This is a genomic window from Mesorhizobium sp. C395A (assembly GCF_030323205.1).
GTDB lineage: Bacteria > Pseudomonadota > Alphaproteobacteria > Rhizobiales > Rhizobiaceae > Mesorhizobium.
This window is the reverse complement of record NZ_CP100473.1, coordinates 4,447,103-4,465,551: the sequence shown is the minus strand read 5'-3', so window position 1 is coordinate 4,465,551 and position 18,449 is coordinate 4,447,103. Positions and strand designations below refer to the sequence as shown.

Below are 18,449 nucleotides of genomic sequence, written 5' to 3'. Positions count from 1 at the left end.
CTGACAATAGATAAAAAACAGGCAGACAACGCCAAAACCATCTGCAACAGTCGGCGGGGCCGACAATCTATGGGAGGATTATGACATGAAGACACTGCTCGTCCTGAGCGCTCTGGCGGCGATGCTCGCCTCGGGCACGGCGCTTGCCGACACCAGCGGCAAGAAGATCGCCTTCTCCAACAATTACGCCGGCAATTCGTGGCGCCAGGCGATGCTCGACAGCTACGGCATCGTCACCAAGAAGGCGGTGGAGGATAAGATCGTCGGCGCCGCCGACATCTTCACCACCGCCGACAAGGAAGTGCCGACCCAGGCTGCCCAGGTGCAGAACCTGATCCTGCAGGGTTATGACGCCATCGTCATCAATGCCGCATCGCCGGATGCGCTGAACGGCGCCATCAAGCAGGCCTGCGATGCCGGCATCGTCGTCGTCTCCTTCGACGGGACCGTCACCGAACCTTGCGCCTACCGCGTCGTCGTCGACTTCAAGGACATGGGCAAGCAGGAAGTCGAGCAGATGGCCAAGTTCCAGCCCAAGGGCGGCAATTTGCTGGAAATCCGCGGCCTTGCCGGCACCTCGATCGACGATGCCATCCATGCCGGTATCTTGGAAGGCGTCGCCGCCCATCCCGAGTTCAAGATCGTCGGTTCGGTGACCGGCGACTGGGACCAGACGACGGCGCAGAAGGCGGTCGCGACGATCCTGCCTTCGTTGCCCGACATCGTCGGCATCGTCGACCAGGGCGGTGACGGTTATGGCGCGGCACAAGCCTTTGCCGCCGCAGGCAAGCCGCGTCCGACCATCATCATGGGCAACCGCCAGGACGAGCTGAAATGGTGGAAGGAGCAGAAGGACAAGGATGGCTACCAGACCTGGTCGGCCTCGATCGCGCCCGGCGTGTCGTCGCTGGCCTTCTGGGTGGCGCAGCAGGTGCTCGACGGCCGCACCGACATTCCGCATGACCTTTTGGTGCCGTATCTCGCCTTTACCCAGGACAATTTCGAGACCGAGCTGCCGAAAATCAAGGAGGGCGGCGTCGCCACCCACGAATACAGCCAGGAAGACGCAATCGCGGCGATCAAAGCCAATATCAAGTGATGCATTGCATTCATTGCCAGCGGCATGACCGACCGGATATCGTTGAGCATGCCTGAGGCCAATACGGACATCATCAGACTGGGCGGCGCCGAAAAACATTTCGGCGCCGCCCATTTGGACATCATCAGGCTGAACGGCGCCGAAAAACATTTCGGCGCCGTTCGGGCGCTTAACGGCGTCGACTTCCATGTTGTATCAGGCGAATGCGTCGGGCTGGTCGGCCATAACGGAGCCGGCAAATCGACGCTGATGCATATGGTGGCCGGTACGCTGCAGCCCGATGGAGGTGAGATCGCGGTGCGTGGCAATGCCGAAACCGACTACTCGGTGGCGCGCGCGCTGAAACTCGGCATACGCTGCGTGTTCCAGGAACTGTCGCTCTGCCCTAACCTCAGTATCGCGGAGAATACGCGCATCAACCATCCGGCGCTCACCGGCTTCGGCTGGCGACGCAAGGCGGCTGCTCTCATTGCCGCCAAGCTGGACGAAATCTTTCCGGATCACGGCATCTCGGCAGACGACATTGCCGGCGATCTCTCCATCGGCCGGCGGCAGATGGTCGAGGTGGCGCGCGCCTTCACGGTGACGCGCGATCCGCTCGACTTGGTCATTCTCGACGAGCCGACCTCTTCGCTGGACGCGCATACTGCGGGCCAGCTGCTTGCCTTCGTGCGCCGTTTCGTAGCCACCGGGGGCAGCTGCATCCTGATCTCGCATGTGCTGGGCGAGGTGCTGCAGAATGCCGACCGCATCGTGGTCATGCGCGACGGCAAGGTGGTCGCCACGGACGTTGCAAAAGCGTTCGACCGCGACCGGCTGGTGGCCACCATGGGCGGCGCGGAAGCGCGCGAGAAGATCGCGGCGGAGATCGCCGCCAGGCCGGCGGCGGGCCCGCTCAGGGTGCGGGCGCGGCCCGAGCGGCAGCAGGACGGCAAGGAGCTTGTCGCTCGCGCCGGCGAGATCATCGGGCTTGCCGGGCTTGCCGGCCATGGCCAGACCGACCTGTTGCTGGCGATCTTTGCCGCCGCGACGCGTAGAAGGCTTGATATCGAGGTGACCGCCCCGGTGGCGCTGGTGGCCGGAGACCGCCAATCGGACGGCATTTTCCCGCAATGGTCTATTGCCGAAAACATCGGCATCCGCTCGCTGGCGCGGCTGCGCAAAGGGTTGCTGATCTCGCCGCAGCGCGAGGCCGAGCTTGCTGAGTTTTGGAAGCAGAAGATCGGCATCCGCACGCCTGACATGACCAACAACATCTTCTCGCTGTCCGGCGGCAACCAGCAGAAGGCGCTGTTTGCCCGCGCACTGGGTTCCGATGCGCAGATCGTGCTGATGGACGATCCGATGCGCGGCGTGGACATCGGCACCAAGCTTGAGGTCTACGATCTCGTGCGCGAGGAGGCGGCCAAGGGCCGGACCTTCCTCTGGTACACCACCGAGACCGAAGAGCTCGACAATTGCGACCACATCCATGTCTTCAAGAACGGCCGCATCGTCGCCAATCTCACGCGCGACGAGCTGACCGAGGAAAAGATCATCCAGTCCTCATTCGGCGACGCGGCCTGAGATGACGGCAGTCGCTCTCGGCCCTACGTCCTCGCCGCGCAGCAGCGCGGCCCGCGCGCGCCTGCTGCGCAGCCTGTTGCCGGCGCTGTCGCTGGCGCTGGTGGTTATCGCCATCGCCTGGCTCAACCCACGCGCCATCAGCTATTTCGGCTTCAGCCTGATGTTGAACCTCGCTATTCCGATCGCGCTGGCGACGATCGCCCAGATGTTCGTCATCGCCGGCAATGAGCTCGATCTGTCGATCGGCACCTTTGTCGGCTTTGTCGGCTGCGTCACCGCGACCTGGCTGAAGGACGCGCCGCTGCTCGGCGTGATCATCCTGCTCGGCTCCATAGGCGTTTATGCGCTGCTCGGCGCACTGATCCATCTGCGCAATCTGCCGTCGATCGTGGTGACGCTGGGCATGAGCTTCGTCTGGCAGGGGCTTGCCATTCTGGTGCTGCCCAAGCCCGGTGGCAAGGCGCCGGACTGGCTCTTGTCGCTGATGGCCTTCAAGCCGCCCTTCATTCCGTTCCCTATCATCGCCGCGCTGGCGATCGCAGCGGTGGTGCATTTTGGGCTGATGCGCACCTCCTATGGCGTCATCCTGCGGGGATCCGGCGGCAATCCGGCGGCGCTCAGGCGCGCTGGCTGGTCGCTGCTTCGAACCAAGATCGTGCTGTTTGCGCTGACCGGCCTATTCGGCGTTCTGTCCGGCATGGCGCTGATCGGCATCACCACCTCGGCCGACGCTAATATCGGCAATGGCTACACGCTGCTGGCGATCGCCGGCGTCATTCTCGGCGGCGGCGAGTTCGTCGGCGGCCGGGTGTCGCCGATCGGCACCGTGCTCGGCGCGCTGACACTGGCGCTGGCGGCATCGCCTCTGCTCACCTTCATGCACATTCCGCCGGATTGGCAGGTCGCCGCCAACGGCGCCATCCTGATCATCGTGCTGGCAGCCCGCGTCCTGATCAGCCGCAGGGAGAGGTAGCGATGACATTGGTTAAATCGCTTGTCGCCAAACCCTGGATCTGGTCGTTTATCGGCGCGATGTTCGTCTGGCTGGCGACCATCGCTTTCACCGGCGGCTATGGCGGCGGCGGCATGATCACGGCGGCACTTTCGCTTGCCGTGTTCACCGTCATCGTCGGCGTCGGCCAAATGTTCGTCATCACGCTCGGGCCAGGCAATGTCGACCTGTCGCTGCCGGCCAATATCGGGCTCGCCAGCGCCGTCGCCATGAAGGTCATGGGCGGCAGCGATTCCATGATCGTGGTCGGGCTGCTCGCCGCGCTCGCCTGCGGCGCTGCCATCGGTGCCGTCAACTATCTCCTGATCTGGGCGCTGAGGATCCCGCCGATCATCGCCACTCTGTCGGCCAGTTTCATCATCCAGTCGATCGACATCAGCTATGGGCGTGGCCTGCAGATCAAGCCGCCGCCCGGCTTTGCCGATTTTGCCAACTGGCAAATCCTGGGCATTCCAGTGCTGGCGATCCTTACCGTATTGTTCACCATCGGTGCGGCCATCGCCTTGCAGCGCATGATCTATGGCCGCTCGGTGCTGGCGATCGGCCAGAACATCCGCGCCGCGTGGCTTGCCGGCGTCAATGTCGGCCGCACCCGCTTCCTCACTTACACGCTGTCGGGCGCGCTCGGCGGCATGGACGGGGCGCTGCTCGCCGGCTATTTCCGCGGCGCAAATGTCGATATCGGCAACGAGTACCTGCTGGCCTCGATCGCCGTCGTCGTCATCGGCGGCACCTCGGTCGCCGGCGGCAAGGCCAATGTTCCCGGTGTCTGGGGCGCGGCGCTGTTCCTGGTGCTGCTTCTGACCATGCTCAACACGTTCGGCGTCAGTGCCGGCGTTCGGCTGTTGCTGACCGGGCTGATCATCGTCGGCGTCATCACCGTAGCCGGTGGCGAGAAGGCGGTACGCTAGCGCCGGCTCCTGCCAGCGACACCGCCAAATTTGACCATGTGGACAAAAGTCCGCACCCGTTCCATAGTTCCGCGTCTGATTTCGGAACAGCCGGCTCGACACGGCTGTCAAACAGAGGGGCACTAGATGGAAAACCGGAAAAACAAATCGCAATCGACCGGCCTGTCGCGGCGCGACGTGCTGGAACTCGGCGCACTTGGCCTGGCCGCAGCCATGCTGCCGGGTGCAGCCTTCGCCAAGGACAAGAAGCTGAAGGTGGCGGCGATCTTCGCCACGCCGATCGAGGAGCCGTGGGACAACCAGATCCACGTCGCCCTGCAGAAGGCCGAGAAGGAACTCGGCATCGAATACAAATGGTCGGAAAAGGTGCAGACCGCCGATTTCAGCCGCGTCATGCGCGAATATGCGCAAGGCGGGTATCAGCTGGTGCTGGGCGACGCCTTCGCCGCCGAGCGTGAATCGCGCCGCACGGCAAAGCAGTTCCCGAAGACCGCTTTCCTGTTTGGCTCCGGCGCCGGGCCGGCCGAACCCAATTTCGGCGTCTTCGACAACTGGATCCACGAGCCGGCCTATCTCTCCGGCATGATCGCCGGCAAGATGTCGAAGTCGGGCACGATCGGCGCGGTGGCGGCGATGGGCATTCCGGAAGTGAACCGGCTGGTCAACGCCTTCTTTGCCGGCGCCAAGGAGGTCAATCCCAACATCAAGAAGAAGGTCGCCTTCATCGGCTCGTTCTTCGATCCGCCCAAGGCCAAGGAAGCGGCCGTCGCCCAGATCGATGCCGGCGTCGATGTCATCTATGCCGAGCGCTTCGGCGTCATCGAGGCAGCGGTGGACAAGAAGATCCTCGCCATCTCCAACATGTCCGACCAGTCGAGCCTCGGCCCCGACACGGTCATAACCGGGCCGGTCTGGGACATGTATCCGACGGTCGAGCAGGCGATCAAGCTGGTCAAGGCCGGTGTCTTCACCGCGCAGGACTATGGCGATTTCTCGCGCATGGCCAAGGGCGGGTCGTTCCTGGCGCCCTACCATAAATTCGACAAGACGCTGCCGGCGGATGTGAAGGATCTGGTCGAGAAGAAGAAGGCCGAGATCCTGGAAGGCAATTTCCGGGTGGATGTCGACGAGAACACGCCGGTTTCGGATTAGCTCGGCGTACCCCTCCCCTTGAGGGGAGGGTGGCCCGCAGGGCCGGGTGGGGTCCTCCGCGAAGTGCTCCATCCTGCTAAGTCATAGGTTGAGGCAGTTGAGGTGACCCCACCCGCCTCGCTTCGCTCGGCACCCTCCCCTCGAGGGGAGGGGTATCTCCGCAGGAGCACCTTTGTCCGCCCCTCTCATCGAAATGCGCGCCATCACCAAGAGCTTCGGCGCCGTCAAGGCGAATGAGGCTGTCGATCTAAGCGTCGCCCCAGGTGAGATCCTCGGCCTGCTGGGCGAAAACGGCGCCGGCAAGACGACGCTGATGAATGTGCTGTTCGGCGCCTATGCGCCGGATGCCGGCGAAATTCTTATCCAGGGCAAGACCGTGCGGATCACCAGTTCGGCCGATGCGCTGGCCGCCGGCATCGGCATGGTGCACCAGCATTTTCATTTGGCGCCAAGGCTGACGGTCCTGGAAAACCTTCTGATTGGCATTCCCGGCAAATCCGGCCGCATCGACCGCGCCGGCGGACTTGCCCGGTTGTCCGACATCAGCCGTCAGCATGGGCTGACGCTGGACCCCAACCTGCCTGTCTCCGCGCTGTCGGTCGACGAGCAGCAGCGGCTCGAAATCGTCAAGGCGCTGTTTCGCGGCGCCAAGCTGTTAATCCTCGACGAGCCGACGGCGGTGTTGGCGCCGAGCGAGGTCGACCGGCTGTTTTCGGCGCTGCGCTCGATGGCGGCGCAGGGGCTCGGCATCATCTTCATCTCGCATAAATTGAACGAGGTGCGGGCGCTCACCCATCGCTGCACCGTATTGCGGCACGGCCGCGTCGCCGGCCGTGTCGACGATCCGGCGAACACGACATCGGCAGAAATGGCGCAGCTGATGTGCGGCCATGAGATCGTGCCGCCGGCAAGAGGACCTTCGACCCCAGGCGCGGCGGTGCTGACGCTCGACGGTATTTCCACCTCACGGCATTCGGGGACGCCGCTGCGCGATGTATCGCTTGCCGTTCGCGCGGGCGAAATCCTCGGCATTGCCGGGGTTTCCGGCAATGGCCAGCGGGCGCTGGCCGAGGTGATTTCCGGCACGCGCGCGCCCGACGCCGGCGCGATGACGATAGCCGGCAAACCTGTTACGCGGTTCTCGCCGCGCGAGGTGCAGGCGCTCGGCCTTGGCCGCATCCCGGAAGACCGTATGACGACCGGGCTGGTCACCAATCTGCCGCTCGCCGATTCCATGGTGTTGCCGCGCATTGGTACTGCGGCTTTCAGCAGCCGGGGCCTGCTCAAGCCAGATGCGATCCGCGCCTTCGCCGAAGAACAGATCAAGACCTATGACATCAGGTGCCCCGGGCCGATGACCCGCGCCGGCGCGCTGTCGGGCGGCAATCTGCAGAAGGCGCTGCTGGCGCGCGAACTGGCTTTCGACCCGAAGGTGCTGATCGTCTCGCAGCCGACGCGCGGCCTCGACATCGGTGCCGCCCGCTTCATCCACGAAAAATTCCTCGACATGCGTGCCAAGGGCTGCGGGATCATCGTCATCGGCGAGGATCTCGAAGAGCTGCTGGTGCTCTGCGACCGCATCGCGGTGATGTATGAGGGCCGCATCGCCGGCACGCTGGACAGCGCCGATGCGACCATCGCGCGGCTTGGGCTGCTGATGACCGGGGCGGAGGGCAGAGCCTAGATGGACTTTCTCACTCGGTTCCTCGCAGAAACCTCAAATAATACTGCCCGCTTTTGGCTGACTTTAAGCGTCAGCGCTGCCCCTCACCTGCCTGCCGGCATCCTCTCCCCGTATAGAGACGGGGAGAGGGGCTCTCACCCATGGTTTCGCCAATCACCACAGCTGCAAGAGGGGAGTTGCATAGGGCCCAGATCCCTTCTCCCCGTGTCTATACGGGGAGAAGGTGCCGGCAGGCGGATGAAGGGCGGCGCGACCGTCTGGGCGGCGGAGGGGCATAGCTGATGTTCCGCCTCGAAGCCCGCAGTTCCACCCCCGCCTGGTTCAATCTCGCTTTGCCGCTGCTGGCCATCGGCGCAGCGCTGGTCCTGTGCAGCGGCCTCATCGCGCTGGCCGGCGCCGGCGTGCTTGAGGCCTATGGCGTGATGCTGTCGGCCTCGTTCGGCGACAGCTATGCCATCACCGAAACGCTGGTGCGCGCCGCCCCGATGATCTTCACCGGGCTGGCTGTGGCCGTCGCCTTCCGGGCCAAATTCTGGAACATCGGCGCCGAGGGCCAATTGCTGGCCGGCGCCGTGGCCAGCTGCTTCGTCGGCGCCATCCCAATGCCGGGCGCGCTGGCGATCCTGTCGATGGCGCTGGCGGGCGCTGCTGCCGGTGCCGCGGTAGCGCTGGTGCCCGCGACGCTCAGGGTCAAATTCAAGGTGGATGACGTCGTCAGCTCGCTGCTGCTCAACTCGGTCATCTACTATGCGCTGATGGCGCTGATCGAGGGGCCGTGGAAGGACTCGTTCAGCGGCTATCCGATCTCGCCGCCGATCGAGGATTCGGCGAATTTCCCGGTGCTGCTCGAAGGCACAAGGCTGCATCTGGGTGTCATCGCCGCGTTGATCGCAGCACCGTTGATCTGGTTCCTGATCGTGCGGACCACGCTCGGCTTCCGGATCAGGGTCACCGGCGAAAGCCCGGAAGCCGCCCGCTATGGCGGCATCCACGTCGAGCGGGTGCTGATTTCGACGGCGCTGCTGTCGGGCGCGCTGGCCGGGCTTGCCGGCGTAGGCGAGGTCGGCGGCGTGCATTTCCAGGTGATGAGCGACATTTCGCCGGGCTATGGCTATTCCGGCATCGTCGTTGCCATGCTGGCCAGGCTCAATCCGCTCGGCGTCGTACCGGCGGCGATCTTCCTGGCCGCCGTGATGACCGGCGCCGAAGCGATGTCGCGCGCCACCGGCGTGCCGGCGTTCCTCAGCGATGTTATCCAGGGCACGGCGCTGCTCGCCATGCTGGTGGCGCTGCTGTTCACGGCCTATCGCATCCGCCGCGTCGGTGCCGCCTTATGAGCGCGGTGTTCGAACAGATCTTTCAGGTCGGCTTCCTCGCCGCCATTATCCGCATCGCCACGCCGCTGGCATTTGCCACGCTGGGCGAGATGTTCTCCGAGCGGGCCGGCGTGCTCAATCTCGGTATCGAAGGCATCATGCTGCTCTGCGCGATGACCGGCTTCACCGCCGCCAGCCTCAGCGGCAGCCTGTGGCTCGGCGTGCTGGCCGCGGTGTTGACCGGCATGGCGATGAGCGCGCTGCATGCGCTGTTCACCGTGGCGCTCGGCCTCAGCCAGCATGTCTGCGGCATCGGCGTTACTTTGTTCTCGTCGGGCCTTGCCTATTTCCTCTACCGTCTGACCTTCGGCCAGCAATCGGTGCCGCCCAGCATCAAGGGTTTTCAGACGGTGCCGATCCCGCTGCTGTCGGATATTCCGGTTCTGGGGTCAGCGGTTTTCAACCAGTTTGCGCTGGTCTACTTGGCAATCATTGCCATCCCGCTCGCTGCTTTCGTGCTCTACCGCACGCCTTGGGGGCTGTCGGTGCGGATGGTCGGCGAGAACCCGCGCGCCGCTGATTCCGCTGGGGTCAGCGTCATCGCCACGCGCTTCCAGGCGGTCATCCTCGGCGGTGCGCTGATGGGGCTTGCGGGCGCCTTCCTCACCATGGCACAGTTCAACGCCTTCACCTTTGGTGTGGTGTCGGGCCGTGGCTGGGTGGCGATCGCGCTGGTCGTGTTCGGCCGCTGGGACCCGTGGCGCTCTGCGGGCGCGGCGCTGCTGTTCGCCTTCGTCGATGCGCTACAATTGCGCATGCAGGCGAGCGGCCTCGGGCATATTCCCTACGAGGCGTTCTTGATGCTGCCCTTTATTTTCACCATCGTCGCGATGGCCGTGATGTCACGCAACGCGGTTGCGCCGTCGGCGCTGCTGAAGCCGTTTCGACGAGAAGAGCGGTAAGGCGAGTAGGACTTGGCGCCCTTCCTCTCCCTCCGGGGGAAGAGGTGGCGCTGCGAAGCAGCGACGGAGCGGGGAACCACCTCGCCACTGTTGCCAACGGGTGCGCATGAATCTTCCTTGCGCCAAGGGTCGACCCCCACTCCGTCGAGCTGCGCTCGACACCTCTCCCCCGATCGACGGGGGAGAGGAAGGGCGCCAAGCCTGGGATACTCACATCGCCGTAAAACCATTATCGACAAACAGATGCGTGCCATTGACGAAGCTGGACTCATCGCTGGCGAGGTACAGCGCTGCCTTGGCCACTTCCTCCGGCTCACCGATGCGGCCCTGCTGTGCGGCCAATGCGGCGTCCGACACGTCGACGCCGAGCTTGCCGAGATCGGCGACCTCGCGCAGGCCGTGCGGCGTGCGGATGAAGCCGGGACAGACGGCGTTGCAGCGTATGTTGCGGTCGCGGAATTCGACTGCGATGGCGCGCGCGAACATGTGGCAGGCGCCCTTGGTGGTGTCGTAGAGCACCTCCATGGGTGTGGCCGCCACAGCCGAGATCGACGAGGTGCAGACGATCGAACCGCCACCGGCAGCGATCATGCCCGGCAACACGGCGCGCGTCATCAGGAACATCGAGCGGACATTGACCGCATGCAGCCAGTCCCATTCCTGCACTGTCGTCTCCAGGAACGGCTTTATCACGATGGTGCCGGCATGGTTGAACAACACCGTGGCCGGGCCGAGCCTGGCAGTCGCCGCCTTCACTGCGGCCTCGACCTGCGCCTCGTCCGAGACGTCGGCCACCCAGTGTTCGGCGATATGTCCCCGCGCGCGTATCGCCGCCGCAGTGGCTGCCGCCGCCTCGCCATTGCGGTCAATGATCGCGACCTTGGCGCCTTCGGCGGCGAACAATTCCGAGGCCGCTCCGCCCATTCCGGTCGCGCCGCCCGAGATGATTGCAATCTTGCCGGCTAGTCTTGTACCCATGTTCTGTTCCCCGTTCCCGATCGAAATAATCCGCATTTACGCCGGAATGGCGATGCTATCGCCTATGCAGACGTCGGCCAAGCTTGTCGCTCGCTTGTCGCCAACAGGGGTCCCCCAGCAATCCCAAGCCAAATAATAAGGAATACTGAGAAAATCGTTCTACATATCGCCAAAAAATAGCAATCGACAAAGTCTACTGATTTTATAGATTAATCCGCAAGACGGAGGTCGATATGTCCTATATCCAGAACGCCGAGACGGACCGCACCAGCCAGAGGCTGGCCAATAGCCAGGCTTTCCGCCCGGCCTATGCCGGCGCTTTCGCCTATCTCGTCTTTGCCCTTGCGTTCGTGTTCACCGGGGCAGTCGTGCTCGGCTTGATTCCCTGACCGATCAGGCCGAAAGGGTGGCGACCTAGCGCTTTCAGTGAGTGACCGGAGTTGATGAACCGAACGCGGACGCGCTTTGGCGCTGATGCTTGTTTTTACGCATGTCGTCGTCTCAAAACCGGGGGCGACATACATCCAACGTGATGGAGGAGATGGCAATGCCGATCGAGTTCACGCATGTTCCCGGTAAAACGCACGCCGCCGATGCCGGTTCGGCCGTACCGTTCTTCTATGATTTCGTCGAGACGGCGACCAAGCTGTCGCTGATCGAGGATTCCGGCTTCCAGAACATCGTCGTCGACGACCCGGCCGGGCTGTTGACCAATATGGACATCGCCGCCCAGGCGCTGGACCGCACCTCGTCGCTGGAAGTGGTGCTGACGCACTGGGCCGGCGTGATCGCGCCAGCCGTTGCGGCGCGGCAACTGGCGGCGCTCGACGCCAGGAGCGGCGGCCGGCTGGCGCTGAGGATGCTGAGCGAGCCGCTGGATGACGACGATGCCGAGATGCGTCCGGTTGGCCACACCGTGGTCTGGCAGCGCATCGACGAATATCTGGTGCTGCTGAAGCGGCTGTGGTCGAACGACCGGCCCTTCGACCATGAAGGTGCATTCTACAGCATCAAGGGTGGCTTTGTGCCGCGCAAGGGGCCGCATGGCGTCGACGTGATCATCCGCATGGGTGGCCAGTCCGGCACCGCGCTCAAGGTCGCCGGCCGCCATGCCGACGTGTTTGAACTCACGGCTGGTTCGCTCGACGAGATCCGCCAGCTGATGGAACGGGCGCGCAGCGCCGCCGCCGAGCATGGCCGCGCCGGCAAGCTGCGTTTTGCGCTTCCGGTCCGGGTCCGCTCGGAGGGTGGCGCCTCTACCGTCGGCCACAAGGCGGTCGAACTTTCCGGACCACCGGCGCAGATCGCCCTGTCGCTGCTGCCCTATGCGGCGCTGGGCATCAGCGAGTTCATGATCGTCGGTGTCGACCGGCCGCGCGAGATCGCCAGCGTCGGCCGCGAGACGATCGCGCTCTTGCGCAACTCGCTGGCACGCCGGGAGGCGGAGGTGCCGCAGCCCGGCGCGTTTGCCTCGCGGGGCGGGTCGGATATTCACGCAGGGTGAATTTGCGGGTGGAATGAACGCTATTTCGTAGCGTTCCTTCACACCCCCCTCTGCCCTGCCGGGCAGAGGGGTGCTGTCCCGCCAGCGTCTAATCACCACTCAGCACTGCCAGCGCCTCCAGCACCGCGCCAGATTCCGTCAGCGCACCAAACACCCCGTCCTCCACCGTCACCATATGCAGCGCCGCGTCATGCGCGTATTGGTCGCCGCTGGCGCAGGCGTCGGCGATGGTCAGGCACTGGAAATTGAGGTCGCAGGCCTCGCGCAGCGTCGTGTGCACGCAGACATCGGTCGTGCAGCCGGAAAAGATCAGATGGGTGATGCCGCGTGCGCGCAGCACAAGTTCCAGGTCGGTGTAGGTGAAGGCGCTGTTGCAGGTCTTGTCGACGATGATGTCGTGCGGCGCGACGTCGATGTCGGCGACGATCTGAAAGCCGGGGCCGGAGCGCAGCAGCACGTCGGTGCCTTCGAGACCCGCCCGCTTGCGGCGCCATCTCTCGTACGGCGTCATGTCGGCTATGTCGCCGCGATATCCCTGCCTGGTGTGAATGATGGTGAGGCCGACCGCGCGTGCCGCTGATATCAGTCGGTTGACTGTCGGCAGGATGGCGCGCAGCGGCGCGGGGTCATAACCCTTCCTGGCGAAATAGCCGGTCGGCGAGAGGAAATCCTCCTGCAGGTCGATGACCAGCAGCGCGGTGTTTGCCGGCACCAGCCGGCCGTCATAGGGGAAATCGAACGGTATCGCCTTGATCATCGCAGCCTGCCTCAATTGCTGCCCGGTATCGTGGCCCAGCAACCCTGCGGCCGTCCATCCCTCAGTGCGACGACACCAGGTAGACCGATCCCAGGACGATGTGCCGTTGAGACATCGCGCCCACAATCGTTGGCCAAAAAAGCCATCTTGTTTGTTGACTACTAAACTCATGTTTTATAGTCAAGCAGGGGCACTCGGCCGCCTGAATTGTTTTCCAGCGGCTGTGCCGCGTTTGAGAGAAGCCAGAATCCGTGGCTGGAGTTTTCGGGGTCGAGATCGGGGTGTTCCCGCATCCCGTCACCGGCCAGCCGATCGGTTTGCAATGACGAAGCGAGGACGAAGCGTGTCCAGAAATGGTTTGTTGGCGGCGCTGGCCGCGGTCATGCTGTCGGCCGGCAGCGCTGCTGCGCAAGAGCGGCCAAACACGCAGCCCAGGGTGACGACGGTGCCCGCTGCAGATCCCCAGTCGGCGCCAAATGTAGTCGAACAGCCCGCACCGGCTGCGCCTGTCCCGCCGGCTCCGCCAACTGCCGGGCAGGCGGCGCCGACCGCGCCACAGCCGGCAACCCAGCCCGGTGCATCCGCGCAGGCCGAGCCTTCGGCAATATCGCTGACGCTGCCGCACGATCTGTCGCCCTGGGGCATGTTCATGGCCGCCGACATCATCGTCAAGGCGGTGATGATCGGGTTGGCCTTCGCCTCGCTGGTCACCTGGACGGTGTGGCTGGCCAAATCGCTGGAGATTCTCTTCGGCAAGCTCGGCGCCCGGCGCGCTGCGCGCGCCATCGGCAATGCCGCCACGCTGCGCCAGGCCGGGCGCGCGCTTGGCGACAGTGGCGGCCCCGGTGCGCTTTTGGTGCGGGCGGCCGAGGAAGAGACTGCCCTTTCGGCCGGTGCGCTCGGCCATGTTACCGGCGACGGGCTGAAGGAACGCGTGACGTCGCGCCTGTCGCGCATCGAGGCGGCGGCGGCGCGGCGCATGTCGCGCGGCACCGGCGTGCTGGCGACGATCGGCTCGACGGCGCCCTTCGTGGGCTTGTTCGGCACCGTCTGGGGCATCATGAACGCCTTCATCGGCATCTCGCAGGCGCAGACCACCAACCTCGCGGTCGTCGCGCCCGGCATCGCCGAGGCGCTGCTCGCCACGGCGATGGGCCTGGTCGCGGCTATTCCCGCAGTGGTCATCTACAACCTCTTTGCAAGGTCGATAGCGGGCTACCGGCAGATTCTTGCCGATGCCTCGGCCGGGGTCGAACGGCTGGTCAGCCGCGATCTCGATTTCCGCACGGTGCCGCAGGCGCCCGCGCTGGCGGCGGAGTGATGGGCCATGGCGGCTAGTATTCGCGAGACTATCGACGGCGATCTCGAGGAAAGCCACGAGATCAACGTGACGCCGTTCATCGACGTCATCCTGGTGCTGCTGATCATCTTCATGGTCGCTGCCCCGTTGGCGACAGTCGACGTCAATGTCGATCTGCCGGGTTCGACCGCGACACCGGCGCCGCGGCCGGAAACGCCGCTGTTCCTGACGCTGAAGGACGATCTGACGCTGGCGATCGGCAATGACAGCGTGCCGCGCCAGGCTTTTGCCTCCGTGCTCGACGGCAGAACCAAGGGCGATAAGCAGACCCGCATCTTCCTGCGTGCCGACAAGGCGGTCGGCTATGGCGAGTTGATGGAGGTGATGAACCTGCTGCGCGGCGCCGGTTATCTGAAGATCGCGCTGGTCGGGCTGGAGAGGGTGCCAGCGGACGCATCCCCGCCGCACCCGGGCGCCGCCCCATGACGCAACTGGCCGCGGCCGTTCCCACCGCCGACCCGCCGGGCGCCGGCGCGCGCGAGATCGGTTTGTGGGCGGCTGCGGCCATTGTCATTGTCGGCGCGCATGTCGCGATCGCCTATGCCGTGCAGAGCTTCAGCCTAGCCAACATGGCCGATGGCGGCCCGCCGCCGGCTGTGGCTATCGAGCTGTCGCCGATGATGGTGGCGCCGGCGGTGCGGGTGGACTCAGCGGCCGACGTGGTGACGCCCGAGCCGCCGAACCAGATCGAGGAGGCGGGTGCCGAACTGAAGCCCGTCGTAGAGCCCGAGCCCGGTCAGCCGGAGCCGGTCACCGAGAAGACGGAAGCGGTTCAACCCGCCGCTCCGATCGAGACGGCAGCGGCCGAGCAGCCCGATCAAGCGCCGCCGCTGGATGAGGTGGTGCCCGACATCGTCCCCACCATAGCGCCGGATGTGGTCATTCCGCTGCCCCAGACCAAGCCGGCGGAGACCAAGCCGGTGGAGGCCAAGCCGATCGAGAAGCCGAAGAAGGCTGCCGAAAAACCCAAGCCGAAACCGAAAGAGAAGAAGGAAAAGGCCGCGCCGGCGAAAGCGGTCGTGACCGCCAGTGTCGATCAAAAGGCAGCGGCGAAGGCGTCGGCGCCGAAGGCTTCGCAATCGAGAGGATCATCAGTCAGTGCAAGCAAATGGAACTCCCAGCTGATCGGATGGATCAATCGGCACAAGCGCTACCCGAGCGCGGCAAGGTCGCGGCGCGCCGTGGGTACCGCAAATGTGACCTTCGTCGTCAGCGCTTCGGGCAAGGTGACCTCCGTCCGGCTGACACGATCTTCGGGGGACGCCGATCTCGATCGCGCCGCGCTCGGCATTCTGCAGGGTGCGACGGTGCCCGCGCCACCGCCTGAGAAGGCCGGTACGGCTGTCGTGGCGCCTTTGATGTTCACGCTGCGGAACTAGAAGCAGCCGGACAAGGCCGATCCCATGACCACGTACTTTCCCGCTTGACTGACCCGCCGGACCGAATACGCTAGCGCAAAATACCGGCCTTGGTCGCCGGGCGGCAAATATGCCTCGTATGCCTCGCCCTCCGGCGCTGGCTGCGGGGCATTGTCATTTCTGAGGATCGGTTTGAAACGGCGTATCGAGATCGGCATCCTGTATTCCCGTTCGGGCAGCTACCAGCTGGTCTCCGATGCGTGCCGGATGGGCGCCATGCGCGCCATCGCCGACATCAATGCCGATCGGAGCTATGGCATCGAACTGGTTCCGGTCGAGCGCGATCCGCAAAGTAATGCCGATCGCTACGCGACTTTGTGCGAGGACATTTTCAGGACCAGCAGCGCGCGCCATGTCGTCGGTTGCGTCACCTCGTGGAGCCGCAAGGAAACCATCCCGGTGCTGGAGAAGGCCGGCGGCATGCTCTGGTATGCCTGCCCCTATGAAGGGTTCGAGGCCAACGAGCATGTCGTTTACATGCACGCCTGCCCCAACCAGCATCTGGTTCCGCTGATGGCGCATGTCGTGCCGCGTTTCGGCGCCAACGGCTTCCTGCTCGGCTCGAACTACATTTGGGGCTGGGAGATGAACCGCGTGGCGCGCGACCTGATCGCGGATGCCGGCGGCAAAGTGCTGGGCGAGCGCTATCTGCGCATCGGCGAGACTGACGTGTCGCGGCTCATCGCGGAAATCCGGGCGACGAGGCCGAGCTTCATCCTCAACAATCTGATCGGCACCTCGTCGTATGCCTTCCTGGCGGCTTACCGCGAGTTGGGCGATAAGGATGCGGCATTCAGGCCGGAAAACTGCCCCGTCATCTCCTGCAACCTCACCGAAGGCGAGTTGCCGGCGATCGGCGAGACAGGGAAAGGGCATCTGTCGGTCGGGCCCTATTTCGCGCCCCGGCCGGCTGCCTTCGCTTCGTCCTTCGAGGCCTCCGCCTATGCCTCGGTGCAGGTGATGGCCGACGTGCTATCGCGCGATGCCGATGCCGGTCCGGCGGAATTTTCCAAAGCCTTCGCCGAGCGGCGCTTCTCGACCCGGCTCGGGCCGATCGCCATCGACGCACATTCCCAGCACGCGACGCTGCCGGTGATCATCGGCCGGATCGCCGATGGCTTCTTCGAGGTCGTCAGCCAGGAGGATGAGGTCGCGCCGGATCCATATCTGTCGCGCTACGACCCCGCCAAGACATTCGGCCGTCCGCGTCTGAGAGTGGTGTCATGACCCGGACGCGCATCCCCAATCTCGGCGGCGCGCGGGCTTTCATCCTGCATCGCCCGCATCCGACGGTGCAGGCCATCACCAGGCAATTGTCGGCCATCGGCCTGGCTACGATCGACTGCTGGCCGGAATTGCCGCCGGAAGCTCTCGCGGCCGATTTCGTCTTCTTCGATGCCGATCTCGGTTTCGACGAGCAATTCCCGTGGAAGCCGGGCGAGGCGCCGATGCCGCTCGTGGCGCTGATCGGTTCCGAGGCGCCGGGGCGTATCGAATGGGCGCTGTCGCACAAGGCCGATGCGCAGCTGCTGAAGCCGGTCGGCAATGCCGGTGTGTACAGCGCATTGCTAATCGCGAGACAGAGTTTCGAGGCCCGAAAACATTTAGCCGGCGAGATAGCGTCGCTGCGCCAGCGCGTCGCCGAGCGCCAGACCATTGTGCGCGCGGTGACGGCGCTGTCGAAAGGCAGCGATGACGAGCGTGCCTATGCACAACTGCGATCGCTGGCGATGAGCTGGCAGATCAGCGTCGAGGATGCCGCGCGTCGCATCGTGGCAATGACAAGCGAGGAAGCAACGGGGGAAGAAGGCGGCGATGACCAGTCCCATCGCGCCTGATCTACCGGTGCGCATGCCGGTCAAGCCGCGCGCCGGTGTCTGGCGCCGGCTGGTGAAACGCCGCCTGGCGCTGCTCGGCCTGGTCATCGTCGCCATTGTCCTTGCCGGCGCTGTGCTGGCGCCCCGGCTGACCGGCTATGACCCCAACGAGCAGATGTTCGACGGCCTGACCATCGAGGGCTCGCCGCTGCCGCCCAGCGCCCAGTACTGGCTCGGCACCGACCTGCTCGGACGTGACCTCTTGACCCGCATCCTCTACGGCGCCCGCACCTCGCTCATCATCGGCATCGTCGCCAATGGCGTGGCGCTTTTGATCGGCACTTTGGTGGGCGTCACCGCAGGCTATTTCCGCGGCTGGATCGGCAGCGCGCTGATGCGCTTCACCGATCTGATGATGGCGTTCCCGGCGCTGCTGCTCGCCATCTGCCTGGCGGCAGTGTTTCAGCCGAGTCTCTGGATCGTCGCCATGGTCATCGCGCTGGTCAACTGGGTGCAGACGGCGCGTGTCATCTACACCGAGACATCGTCGCTGGCCGAACGCGAGTTCATCGATGCCGAGCGCAGCATCGGCGCCGGCGCGCCGCGCATCCTGTTTCGCCACATCCTGCCGCATCTCCTGCCCACCATCATCGTCTGGGGCACGCTCGGCATTTCCACCACGGTGCTGCTGGAGGCGACGCTTTCCTTTCTCGGCATCGGCGTGCAGCCGCCGACGGCGTCGTGGGGCAACATCATTTTCGAGAACCAGACCTATTTCCAGGCCGCGCCCTGGCTGGTGTTCTTCCCCGGCGCCGCAATCCTGGCGTTGGCGCTGGCCTTCAACCTGATCGGCGACGCATTGCGCGACATCCTCGATCCGACGCAAAGGGGCCGGGAATAATGGGGGGCCGGT

General features: G+C 64.7%; 18 protein-coding genes. 16 read left to right on the top strand and 2 right to left on the bottom strand.

Annotated elements, in window-relative coordinates:
* Positions 1-85: 85 nt before the first annotated feature.
* The 8 genes from NLY37_RS21815 (at position 86) to NLY37_RS21780 (ending at position 9,702) form a co-directional block, all read left to right on the top strand.
* A complete protein-coding gene (locus tag NLY37_RS21815; protein ID WP_023670464.1) occupies positions 86-1,099 on the top strand; it encodes an ABC transporter substrate-binding protein in 1,014 nt (337 codons plus the stop codon).
* 48 nt (positions 1,100-1,147) lie between these two features.
* Positions 1,148-2,665 carry a sugar ABC transporter ATP-binding protein gene (locus NLY37_RS21810; RefSeq protein WP_023732918.1) on the top strand — a complete coding sequence of 506 codons (1,518 nt, stop codon included), beginning with the start codon at positions 1,148-1,150 and terminating at the stop codon, positions 2,663-2,665.
* A gap of 1 nt (position 2,666) precedes the next feature.
* Entirely contained in the window at positions 2,667-3,638 is a 972-nt protein-coding gene (locus NLY37_RS21805; RefSeq protein WP_023670462.1) for an ABC transporter permease, read from the top strand.
* A gap of 2 nt (positions 3,639-3,640) precedes the next feature.
* Positions 3,641-4,588, top strand: a complete 948-nt coding sequence (locus NLY37_RS21800; RefSeq protein WP_023698400.1) for an ABC transporter permease — start codon at positions 3,641-3,643, stop codon at positions 4,586-4,588.
* A gap of 126 nt (positions 4,589-4,714) precedes the next feature.
* Positions 4,715-5,740 (top strand): BMP family protein, encoded by a 1,026-nt coding sequence (locus NLY37_RS21795; RefSeq protein WP_023742160.1) that lies wholly within the window; start codon positions 4,715-4,717, stop codon positions 5,738-5,740.
* Between the two features lie 172 nt (positions 5,741-5,912).
* Positions 5,913-7,424, top strand: a complete 1,512-nt coding sequence (locus tag NLY37_RS21790) for an ABC transporter ATP-binding protein (RefSeq protein WP_023742161.1) — start codon at positions 5,913-5,915, stop codon at positions 7,422-7,424.
* Between the two features lie 281 nt (positions 7,425-7,705).
* Entirely contained in the window at positions 7,706-8,761 is a 1,056-nt protein-coding gene (locus tag NLY37_RS21785) for an ABC transporter permease (RefSeq protein ID WP_023683937.1), read from the top strand.
* Positions 8,758-9,702 carry an ABC transporter permease gene (locus NLY37_RS21780; RefSeq protein WP_023687753.1) on the top strand — a complete coding sequence of 315 codons (945 nt, stop codon included), beginning with the start codon at positions 8,758-8,760 and terminating at the stop codon, positions 9,700-9,702. The genes NLY37_RS21785 and NLY37_RS21780 overlap by 4 nt, the downstream gene beginning before the upstream one ends.
* 210 nt (positions 9,703-9,912) lie before the next feature.
* Here NLY37_RS21780 and NLY37_RS21775 read toward each other — a convergent pair whose 3' ends face one another.
* Positions 9,913-10,680 carry an SDR family NAD(P)-dependent oxidoreductase gene (locus NLY37_RS21775; protein ID WP_023686096.1) on the bottom strand — a complete coding sequence of 256 codons (768 nt, stop codon included), beginning with the start codon at positions 10,678-10,680 and terminating at the stop codon, positions 9,913-9,915.
* 233 nt (positions 10,681-10,913) lie between these two features.
* On the opposite strand from NLY37_RS21775, the gene NLY37_RS21770 reads away from it, so the two are divergent.
* Positions 10,914-11,069: a hypothetical protein gene (locus NLY37_RS21770; RefSeq protein WP_023670454.1), complete on the top strand. Its 156-nt coding sequence runs from the start codon at positions 10,914-10,916 to the stop codon at positions 11,067-11,069.
* A 158-nt stretch (positions 11,070-11,227) separates the two neighbouring features.
* Positions 11,228-12,184, top strand: a complete 957-nt coding sequence (locus NLY37_RS21765; protein WP_023742163.1) for an LLM class flavin-dependent oxidoreductase — start codon at positions 11,228-11,230, stop codon at positions 12,182-12,184.
* A gap of 88 nt (positions 12,185-12,272) precedes the next feature.
* Here NLY37_RS21765 and NLY37_RS21760 read toward each other — a convergent pair whose 3' ends face one another.
* Positions 12,273-12,941 carry a cysteine hydrolase family protein gene (locus tag NLY37_RS21760; RefSeq protein WP_023742164.1) on the bottom strand — a complete coding sequence of 223 codons (669 nt, stop codon included), beginning with the start codon at positions 12,939-12,941 and terminating at the stop codon, positions 12,273-12,275.
* Positions 12,942-13,284: 343 nt separating this feature from the next.
* Here NLY37_RS21760 and exbB point away from each other — a divergent pair, with 343 nt between their 5' ends.
* The 6 genes from exbB (at position 13,285) to NLY37_RS21730 (ending at position 18,437) form a co-directional block, all read left to right on the top strand.
* A complete protein-coding gene (gene exbB / locus NLY37_RS21755) occupies positions 13,285-14,262 on the top strand; it encodes a tonB-system energizer ExbB (RefSeq protein ID WP_286440188.1) in 978 nt (325 codons plus the stop codon).
* 6 nt (positions 14,263-14,268) lie between these two features.
* Positions 14,269-14,727 (top strand): TonB system transport protein ExbD, encoded by a 459-nt coding sequence (gene exbD / locus NLY37_RS21750; protein ID WP_023742165.1) that lies wholly within the window; start codon positions 14,269-14,271, stop codon positions 14,725-14,727.
* Complete coding sequence (locus tag NLY37_RS21745) at positions 14,724-15,680, top strand: energy transducer TonB (RefSeq protein ID WP_023742166.1); 957 nt, start codon at positions 14,724-14,726, stop codon at positions 15,678-15,680. The genes exbD and NLY37_RS21745 overlap by 4 nt, the downstream gene beginning before the upstream one ends.
* A gap of 171 nt (positions 15,681-15,851) precedes the next feature.
* The gene (locus NLY37_RS21740; RefSeq protein WP_023742167.1) at positions 15,852-16,946 is read left to right on the top strand and encodes a transporter substrate-binding protein; all 1,095 of its coding nucleotides are present in this window, start codon (positions 15,852-15,854) and stop codon (positions 16,944-16,946) included.
* Positions 16,943-17,557 carry an ANTAR domain-containing response regulator gene (locus tag NLY37_RS21735; RefSeq protein ID WP_023668589.1) on the top strand — a complete coding sequence of 205 codons (615 nt, stop codon included), beginning with the start codon at positions 16,943-16,945 and terminating at the stop codon, positions 17,555-17,557. Before NLY37_RS21740 ends, NLY37_RS21735 begins: the two co-directional genes overlap by 4 nt.
* The gene (locus NLY37_RS21730; protein WP_023742168.1) at positions 17,535-18,437 is read left to right on the top strand and encodes an ABC transporter permease; all 903 of its coding nucleotides are present in this window, start codon (positions 17,535-17,537) and stop codon (positions 18,435-18,437) included. The genes NLY37_RS21735 and NLY37_RS21730 overlap by 23 nt, the downstream gene beginning before the upstream one ends.
* Positions 18,438-18,449 lie beyond the last annotated feature (12 nt).